Raw genomic sequence first — 8,674 nt, 5'->3', positions numbered from 1 at the left:
GGGCCGGGGCGCGGCGGCCGTGCCGGGCGCGGGGCGCGGCCCGGTCCGGCGCCGCGTCCCGCACCTTCGTGTCCGGCAACTCAGCCGCTCTTCTCGGCCGTCTGCTGGATCTTGTCCAGCACCTTCCTGGGGTCCTGGTCGGCCACGCCGGTGCCCAGCTCCTGCTTCACCGCGCCGGCGACCGCCGACCAGGCGGGGTTGCCGGTGGGCGCGAACCGGGCGTTGGCCAGCGAGTCCACGAACGGCTTGAAGTACGGGTCCGCCCCCAGCGCCGTCGCCGCCGACTTGGTGACCGGCAGGAACTCCTCGGCCTTGAGGAACTTGGTGGCGTTGTCGGCCTGGTAGAAGAAGTTCAGGAAGCGGGTGACGGCCTCCTTGTTCTTGCCGTCGCCCTTCTTGAACGCCGCCAGGAAGTCCTGCACCGCGAGCGTGTTGTGCTCGGTCCCGGACCTGCTGGGCAGCGGCGCGACGCCGAAGTCCACCTTCTCCGGCACCTTGTTGATGAACGCGGCCCGCGCGAACGGCCCGTTGATCGCCATGCCGACCTTGCCCTGGGCGAACTGGTTGAACACCGTCTTGCGGTCGGTGCTCTCGGGGTTGGGCTGGGTGAGGCCGGCCTTGGTCAGGTCGCGCAGGAACGTGAGGGTGTCGACGTTGGCCTGCTGGTTGACGGTCCACTTGCCGGAGGCGTCGGTCCAGCCGCCGCCGTTGTTCATCGACCAGGAGTAGAACTCCGCCTGCGCCTCCTCGGGCCCGAGCGGCAGCCCGTACCCGATCGCGCCCGCCTTCTTGATCTTCTCGGCGGCGGCCTTCAGCTCGGCCCAGCTCCTCGGCGGCGCGGCGACCCCGGCCTTCTTGAACACGTCCTTGTTGTAGAACAGCTGGCGCGCGCTGGCGATGAACGGCAGGCCGTACTGCTCGCCGTTGTACTTGGCGCCGTCGACGAACGCGGGGCTGAAGTCGCCGAGCACCTGCGGCGAGACCACCTCGGACGCCTTGTAGATCAGGCCGTCGCGGGCGAAGTCGGAGAAGGCGTTGTAGTTGAGGACGTCGGGGACCTGCCTGGTCTGGACGTAGGTCTTGACCTTGGCGTCCATCTGGGTCCAGTCGACCATCTCCAGCTGGACCTTGTAGCCGGCGTTCTTGGCCTCGAAGTCCTTGATCAGGTCTTTCCAGTAGTTCTCGGTGGTCGGCTGGCTGTAGACCGCCGCGACGAGCTTGATGGTCTTGCCGTCGGAGTCGCCGCCGCCGGACGAGGAGCCCTTGCCGCATCCGCCCGCGCCCAGGGCCACCGCGAGGCCCACGGCGAGGGTGCCGAGAAGGTGCCGTTTCATCTGTCCCGCCTTCGTCCCGGACGCGCATGAAGAAATGTGCGCGTTGCGAATGGTCTTTGAGCAGATACGCGCGTGGCCCCGAAGATAAGAGGTGGTACGGACCGGTACAAGAGGCGGTTTACGTAAGAGTCTTAACCGTTATCCGCCATTCCTGCGCTTTCCGCCTGGTCCGGTTCCTGTCCTGGGCTGGTCTGGTCGGGGGAGGGGGCGGGCGGCGATTCTCGTGGCGACCGCGTCACCCTCCGTCAACCCGCCCGCCATTCGCCCGTATCCCGGGGTTTCGTCCGTTTTTGACCGGGTAATCCGGCGCCAACCCGCCCTCGACGGCAGGGCGGCGAAGCGGAACGACGAGGTGACGTGCATGGACTTCCGGACCGCGGCCGCCGTCGGGGCGGGCGCCACCGCCGCGGGCTACGCCGCCGCCCGCGCGGGCCGGGCGGCGCTGCGCCGGTTCCGCCCGGGACGCCGGCTGCTGACCGCCCTCGCCGACCGCTACCAGGGGAAACTCGACGACGCGGTGCGGAGCCTGGAGGAGCGGGCCGAACGCGGCGGGCCGCTGGTCAAGGCGGCGTTCGCCGGGGCGAGAGCGCTCGGCGAGGGAAAGTCACCGGTGCGGGCGTTGCTGAGTTTCGGCTGGACCGCGCTCAAGGAGACGCTGAAACGAATCTTCGGCGGCGGGCGGAAAGCCAAACCCACCAACATCGTGGAGCACATTGACATCGGTGCCCCCCGAGGTCTCGTGTACGACCAGTTCACGCGATTCCAGGACTTCCCGTCGTTCATGAAGAAGGTCGAGAGCGTCGACCAGGTGGCCGACGAGAAGCTGCACTGGAAGGCGAAGATCTTCTGGTCGGCGCGGACCTGGGAGTCCACGATCGTCGAGCAGGTCCCCGACCAGCACATCACCTGGCGTTCCAAGGGGTCCAAGGGCCATGTGAACGGCACCGTCAGCTTCCACGAGCTGACCCCCGACCTCACCCGCGTCCTGGTCAACCTGGAGTACCACCCCAAGGGCCTGTTCGAGCGCACCGGCAACCTGTGGCGCGCCCAGGGCCGCCGCGTCCGCCTCGAACTCAAGCACTTCCGCCGCCACGTCATGACGCGGTCGCTGCTGGAGCCCGGAGAGGTCGAGGGCTGGCGCGGCGAGATCCGCGACGGCCGGGTCGTGCGCGCCCCCGGCGAGGCCCCGGCCCGAGAGAGGACATCCAGCGTCCCGGCCGGATGACCGGCCGGGACGCCGAACCTTCCACACGGAGGAGACCACCTGATGAAGTCAGGAACCATCACCGGCCGGCTTCCGGTCGGCAAGCTCGCCAAGCGGCTGCCCATCGGCGGCCGCAAGAAGGGGCTGGCCCGCGTCCTGGACAGCGTCCCGACGCCCAAGCGCCTGCCCGGCGGCACCCGCGCCGCCGGAACCGCGGGCGGCCTGCTGCTCGGCGTCGGCGCGGCCGTGGCCGCCAACCAGGCCGTCAAGGGCATGGGCCGCCGCGAGCAGAACGACGAGTCCGGGACGACCGAGGCCGGGAAGGGCACGTCCAAGGACGCCCCCGCCAAGGCCAAGACCGACGACAAGGCCACCAAGGCCGACAAGTCCGGCGCGAAGCGCGAGGAGGAGCGCTCCTCCGACGAGGGCGGGAAGAAGAAGGGCCTGCTCGGGAGCGTGGGAAGCGCGCTCGGGAAGGTCTTCAAACGCGGCGGCAAGGGCGGCGGCGGCAAGAAGGTCAAGCTCACCAACATCGTCGAGTACGTCGACGTCGGCGCGCCGCGCAGGCTCGTCTACGACCAGTTCACGCAGTTCCAGGACTTCCCGTCGTTCATGAAGAAGGTCGAGAGCGTCGACCAGGTGGCCGACGAGAAGCTGCACTGGAAGGCCAAGATCTTCTGGTCGGCGCGGACCTGGGAGTCCACGATCGTCGAGCAGGTCCCCGACCGGCACATCGTGTGGCGTTCCAAGGGGTCCAAGGGCCACGTGGACGGCACGGTCAGCTTCCACGAGCTCGCCCCGAACCTGACGCGCGTCCTGGTCAACCTGGAGTACCACCCGCAGGGCCTGTTCGAGCGCACCGGCAACCTGTGGCGCGCCCAGGGCCGCCGCGTCCGGCTGGAGCTCAAGCACTTCCGCCGCCACGTCATGACGCAGTCGCTGCTGAAGGCCGACGAGATCGAGGGCTGGCGCGGCGAGATCCGCGACAGCGAGGTCGTCAAGTCCCACGAGGACGCCCTCGCCGAGGAGGAGAAGGCCGGGGCCAAGCAGGAGAACGTCGGCAAGGGCCGCGCCCGGAGCGGCAACACGAAGCCCTCGGGCACCCGCGAGGAGGACATGGAGACGGCCACGAAGTGACCACGCGCCGTCCGGCGGGGCCGGCCCGGAGCCGGCCCCGTGCGGCGATCCTTCCGTCCTGGCGTTGACTTTGCCGTTCCGTGGTGCGTCGATTGCACGTTGCGGGGATGTCTCTCCGCACTAAGGTGTGCGACGGAGAGTCATCGGGTCAGGATCCGGAAGGCTGGGCGATGCGCTGGGTGCTCATCGGCGTCCTCGTGGTGGCGGCGGTGGCCGGAAGTGGGATGGCGGGCGCGCGCGAGTCGTCGGCGCGGGGCTGCGCCCCGGGCGACGAGGAGCGTTCGCTGCTGGTGCGGTTCGTGGACGCGGCGTCGGGGACGATCGCCTTCTACGGGCGCGACGCGTTCTGCCCGCGCATCTACGAGCGGACCGCCGACCTTCAGGGCCGCGTGTAACGGTGCTTCACGCCCGGCGGGAAGTACTCCGGGTCGCCCGCGGGGCGTAGCCGGACGCGCGGACGCCGCCGCTCCTCCGGCACGTAGTGGGCGAACTCGCTGTTCAGCCGACACAGGTGCACGCTGATCGACTCGGCGATCCGCTCCTCCAGGCCGGGCGCGTCGGTGAGGCCGGGGGACAGCTCGACCGTGACGGTGAGCGTGCGGTCGCGGTCACCGTCCTCGACCGACTCCATCACGAACCTGCCCGTGACGTGCCCGGCGACGCCCGGCTGCTCCAGGCCGACGGTGATGTTCTCCGGGTGGACGTTCGCGCCGTAGAACGACACCGTGAAGCGGCTGCGCCCGAACACGTACACGAACGGCAGGTCCGGCCCGGTCACGCTCGGGCGGAACGCGTGCCGCTCCAGGAACGCCAGCATCGCGTCGTGCCCGACGACGCCGCCCTCGTCGGCGATGTGGTACCTGATCAGCGGGACGCCGTTGTCCCCGGTGAACAGCAGCGTGCCGTCCCGCTCCTCGAAGAACCGCACGGCCGGGTCGTACTGGACCAGCGTCGGCAGCCGGGACTCGCCGAACAGCTCGCGGGCGGCGGCGGGACGCCCGGCCAGGAAGCGGCGGATCTCGATCGACAGCGGGGTCTCGTTGCCGAGCACGCCCGCGTCGGCCGTCCCGTACAGCGAGGCGGTGTCGCGGGCCGGGTCGTCCATGCCCGCGCGCTCGGCCATCAGCGTGCGCCACTCCTCGCTGAACACCTCGCCCGCCGTCACCAGCCTGATCCGGTGGTCGGGCCAGGGGACGCCCTCGGCCCGCCCGGTGTCGATCACGTCCTTGAGGAACGGCGGATACCCCAGCAGCACCACCTGGTCGAACAGCGGCGCGAGCCGGGGGATCACCCGCAGGATCTCGCCCTTGTCGCTGCCGGGCGCGACGACGGTGACCGGCAGGCCGCGCTCGGCCAGGCGGCGCAGGCAGGACAGCGTGTACAGGCCGCCGACCCAGGTGCCCAGCGCGAAGCAGACGACGGCGAGCGTGCGGCGTTCATGAGCCCGGAACGCGTCGCGGAACACCTGCTCGAACCGGTCGGCGACCACGCGTTCGTCGTCGGCCGACCGCGGCCAGAACGTCGGCTCGCCGGTCGACCCCGACGACACCGCGATCATGTCGCCGACGACGCCGCCGCGGCACCGCTCCGGGAGCGGGTAGCGGCGGACGTAGTTGTCCTTGTCGGTCAGCGGCAGCCGGGTGAAGTCGTCGAACAGCCTGACCGTCCCCGGATCGACGCCGTGCTCGGCGAGGAACGCCCCGTACGCCGGAACGGTCGCGGCCACCCGGTGGAAGAGGGCGAGCGCCCGGTGCTCCGCTGACTCGGACATGCCCTCACAGTACTTCCGGGGGGACGAGGGTTTTCCATACGTTCTCGTGAGGTTGCCGCGGTCTTGCCCCGGGGAGCCCCATCCTGGCTTGGGGGTGTCGGATGGGAGGACGTCGTGTGCGCGCGCCGCGCCTGAAGCGGGAACGGCCGGTGCCGGAGGCTCCGGAGCGTTCCCTGGACCCGCGCGGCGACGACCTCGTCGTCCCCGGGCGGGGCGACAGCCTGGTGGACGCCGGGATCTACGTGGACGGCGAACGCGTGCACACCGCCACCGACCTGGCCGACACCTACCGGCTGCTGCGCGAGACGCCGGGCGGCATGGCGTGGATCGGCCTGTACCGCCCGTCGGAGGCGCAACTGCTGTCGCTGGCCGGGGAGTTCGGCCTGCACGAGCTGGCGGTCGAGGACGCGATCGTCGCCCACCAGCGCCCCAAGCTGGAACGCTACGGCGAGACGCTGTTCGTCGTGCTGCGCGCCGCCCGGTACGCCGACGACCGGGAGGAGGTGGACTTCGGCGAGGTCCACGTGTTCGTCGGCCGGGACTTCGTGGTGACGCTGCGGCACAGCGAGTCGCCCGATCTGGCCGAGGTCCGCGCCCGCGTCGAGAAGGCCCCCGACCTGCTGCGCCGCGGGCCCGAGGCCGTCCTCTACGCGATCATGGACGCGGTGGTGGACGGCTACGCGCCGGTCGTGGCGGGCCTGCAGAACGACATCGACGAGATCGAGACCCAGGTGTTCGGCGGCGACCCGGCGGTGTCGCGCCGCATCTACGAGCTGTCCCGCGAGACCGTGGAGTTCCAGCGCGCGACGCGCCCGTTCCCGGCGATCCTGTCGGGGCTGTCGGCGGGCTTCGACAAGTACGGCATCGACGAGGAGCTGCGCAGCTACCTGCGCGACGTCCACGACCACGCCACCACCGTCGTGGAACGCGTCGGCGACCTGCGCCAGAACCTCACCGACATCCTCAGCGTCAACGCCACCCTCGTGAACCAGGCCCAGAACGAGGAGATGAAGCACCTCACCGAGGCCAGCTACGCGCAGAGCGAGGAGGTCAAGAAGATCTCCGCCTGGGCCGCCATCCTGTTCGCCCCGACCCTGATCGGCACGATCTACGGGATGAACTTCGACCACATGCCCGAGCTGCACTGGGTGCTCGGCTACCCGTTCGCGGTGGCGCTGATGGCGCTGGTCTGCGCCGTCCTGCACGTCGTCTTCAAACGCCGCGACTGGCTGTGACCCGCGGCTAGGACCGGCTGACGGCGCGCGTGACGCCCGCGACGATCGTGGTCGCCAGCACCCAGCCCGCCAGGATCAGCGTGTAGGCGAGCCACTGGTACGCCCCGGTCGGCTTGAACGCCTTCTCCTGCCCGAAATCGATGATCGGCAGCAGCAGGTCCAGGGTGTAGAACGGCGGGTTGAACGGGGGAGCCTCGCCCGGCTTGAGCGGCTGCGGGGGACGGGCCCGGTAGGCGAGGGAGCCGACCAGCATCAACGCGACCAGCCAGCCCGCCGCCCGCATCGGCCGGAACCCGTACCCCACCGCGTAGTCCTGGAGGTGTCCCCAGACCTTCCCGTACAGCCGCAGCGTGCCGCGCCGCCGCCGCTGCTTGGCGAGCTGCACGTTCCGCGCGGCCTTGTCGTCGCCGACCGCCAGATAGGCGGCGGCGAGCTGCTCGTAGGAGTGCGGGACGTAACCGGCCTCGTCGCGTTCCAGCACCGCCACGCGCGGCTTGGCGGGCAGGCGCGGAAGCAGCGCCCCGAACGTCAGCCCCTCCAGGGCGACCGAGTCGGGCCACACGTCCGGAAGGATGTGCAGCAGGCCGAGCTGCGAGCGCCGCAGGTTGACCGCCCCCCGGATCGGCGCGGCGTCCCGCAGCCACAGCTCGCCGATCGTGGCGCTGCTGGCCCGGAGCGCGAGGCCGCCGGGGTTGGACAGGCGCGCCTCGGCGAGCACGAGCTGACCGGGGACCGTCGCGCCGCGCAGGTTGAGGCGCCCGGCGCAGCGCAGCCGGTTCGCGTACAGGGCGGACCCGACGGTGAGGGACTCGGCGTCCAGCGCGTCGCCGTCGCCGCGCAGGTCGGCGTCGTCGAGGGTGATCTGCCCGTTGACCGTGGTCCCGGCCATCCACACGCCGCCCGCCACGACCAGGTTCCGCGCCCACAGGTCGCCCTCGACCGTCATGCGGTCCAGGCGCAGCGCCGTTTCGCCGGGCGGGCCGGTGACACGCGCGCCGTCCAGGAAGACCGCGCCGGAGACCCGCGCCCCGCCCAGCGACAGGGCGGCGTCGAACCGGCAGTCCGTGAGCCGCAGCATCCCGTCCACCTGCGCCGTCGCGGCGGACAGGCCGGGCAGGACCGAGCCGCTGAGGGTGAGGTGCCGGGTCCGCGCGCCGTACAGCCGCGGGCTCTCCTCGAACCGGCAGTGCGCCAGCCGCACCGCCCAGGCCACCTCGCCGTAGCGCAGGTCCAGCGTCCCGGTGATCCGCGCGCCCTCCACGCGCAGCGCCGCGACGTGGCCGTCGGCGGCGGCCCCGCCGAGCAGCAGCGTGCGCAGGACCTCGGCGCGGACGGTGCGCTCGGGACCCCAGGAGCCGCCGTCCTCGGGGCCGTCGCCCGGACCCTGCCGGAAGTCGACCGTCTCGCCCCGGGGGAAGGCCCACCACACGCGGCGTTCGGCGGGGGTCAGGTTGGCGATCTCCATCGCGGGGACTGTGCCGCGCGCCGTCCCACGCTGTCAATGGGCGATCTTGGTCAGCGCACCCGGCCGTCCACGTACACCCACGCCCCCTCGTGCCGCGCGAACCGGCTGACCTCGTGCATCTCGCCGGTCTCGCGGCCCTGGACGTAGTGCGCGCGGAACTCGACCGTGCCCTCGTCGTTGAACGGCGTGCCGTCCACGGTGCGGACGATCTCCAGGCGCTCCCAGCGCAGCGCCGGGTCGAAGTCGATCCGGGGCGGCCGGGTCGCCGGGTGCCAGCTCTCGATCAGGTAGGCGGCGTCGTGCCGCGCGAACGCGCTGAACCGGGACCGCATGAGCTGCTCGGCCGTCGCCGCCTTGGCCTCCCCGCGGTGGAACCGCCCGCAGCACTCCCGGTAGGAGGCGGGCAGCCCGCAGGGGCAGGGGACGTCACGACGTTTGGCCATGCCCCCATTGTTGCGTGCCGGACCGGGAGGTGTTTCAAAGCCCTGGCCTACGGCGCTCGCCCGGGGGCTCACGCCTTACCAGGCC

At 71.3% G+C, this 8,674-nt stretch carries 8 protein-coding genes; 4 read left to right on the top strand and 4 right to left on the bottom strand.

Going from position 1 to position 8,674, the window contains the following annotated elements:
- Positions 1 to 80: 80 nt before the first annotated feature.
- Positions 81 to 1,334 (bottom strand): extracellular solute-binding protein, encoded by a 1,254-nt coding sequence (locus tag AKI01S_RS46935; RefSeq protein WP_084000938.1) that lies wholly within the window; start codon positions 1,332 to 1,334, stop codon positions 81 to 83.
- Between the two features lie 361 nt (positions 1,335 to 1,695).
- On the opposite strand from AKI01S_RS46935, the gene AKI01S_RS50045 reads away from it, so the two are divergent.
- The 3 genes from AKI01S_RS50045 to AKI01S_RS46920 all read left to right on the top strand — a co-directional run bounded on the left by AKI01S_RS50045 (position 1,696) and on the right by AKI01S_RS46920 (position 4,070).
- Positions 1,696 to 2,559: an SRPBCC family protein gene (locus tag AKI01S_RS50045; RefSeq protein ID WP_084000937.1), complete on the top strand. Its 864-nt coding sequence runs from the start codon at positions 1,696 to 1,698 to the stop codon at positions 2,557 to 2,559.
- 42 nt (positions 2,560 to 2,601) lie between these two features.
- A complete protein-coding gene (locus AKI01S_RS50040) occupies positions 2,602 to 3,675 on the top strand; it encodes an SRPBCC family protein (RefSeq protein ID WP_245682085.1) in 1,074 nt (357 codons plus the stop codon).
- A gap of 170 nt (positions 3,676 to 3,845) precedes the next feature.
- Positions 3,846 to 4,070, top strand: a complete 225-nt coding sequence (locus tag AKI01S_RS46920; RefSeq protein WP_067833139.1) for a hypothetical protein — start codon at positions 3,846 to 3,848, stop codon at positions 4,068 to 4,070.
- Here the strand turns inward: AKI01S_RS46920 and AKI01S_RS46915 are convergent.
- Positions 4,055 to 5,446, bottom strand: a complete 1,392-nt coding sequence (locus AKI01S_RS46915) for a phenylacetate--CoA ligase family protein (protein WP_067833136.1) — start codon at positions 5,444 to 5,446, stop codon at positions 4,055 to 4,057. The two genes, AKI01S_RS46920 and AKI01S_RS46915, sit on opposite strands and share 16 nt — an antisense overlap.
- A gap of 116 nt (positions 5,447 to 5,562) precedes the next feature.
- Here AKI01S_RS46915 and AKI01S_RS46910 point away from each other — a divergent pair, with 116 nt between their 5' ends.
- A complete protein-coding gene (locus AKI01S_RS46910; RefSeq protein ID WP_245682084.1) occupies positions 5,563 to 6,681 on the top strand; it encodes a magnesium and cobalt transport protein CorA in 1,119 nt (372 codons plus the stop codon).
- A gap of 7 nt (positions 6,682 to 6,688) precedes the next feature.
- Here AKI01S_RS46910 and AKI01S_RS54085 read toward each other — a convergent pair whose 3' ends face one another.
- Positions 6,689 to 8,146: a membrane-associated oxidoreductase gene (locus AKI01S_RS54085; RefSeq protein ID WP_067833130.1), complete on the bottom strand. Its 1,458-nt coding sequence runs from the start codon at positions 8,144 to 8,146 to the stop codon at positions 6,689 to 6,691.
- 50 nt (positions 8,147 to 8,196) lie between these two features.
- Positions 8,197 to 8,589: a YchJ family protein gene (locus tag AKI01S_RS46900; RefSeq protein ID WP_067833127.1), complete on the bottom strand. Its 393-nt coding sequence runs from the start codon at positions 8,587 to 8,589 to the stop codon at positions 8,197 to 8,199.
- Positions 8,590 to 8,674: the final 85 nt, after the last annotated feature.

It is taken from the genome of Actinomadura kijaniata NBRC 14229 (assembly GCF_001552175.1).
GTDB lineage: Bacteria > Actinomycetota > Actinomycetes > Streptosporangiales > Streptosporangiaceae > Spirillospora > Spirillospora kijaniata.
Note: the sequence above shows the minus strand (reverse complement) of the source record. Positions and strands in the feature narration are given on the sequence as shown.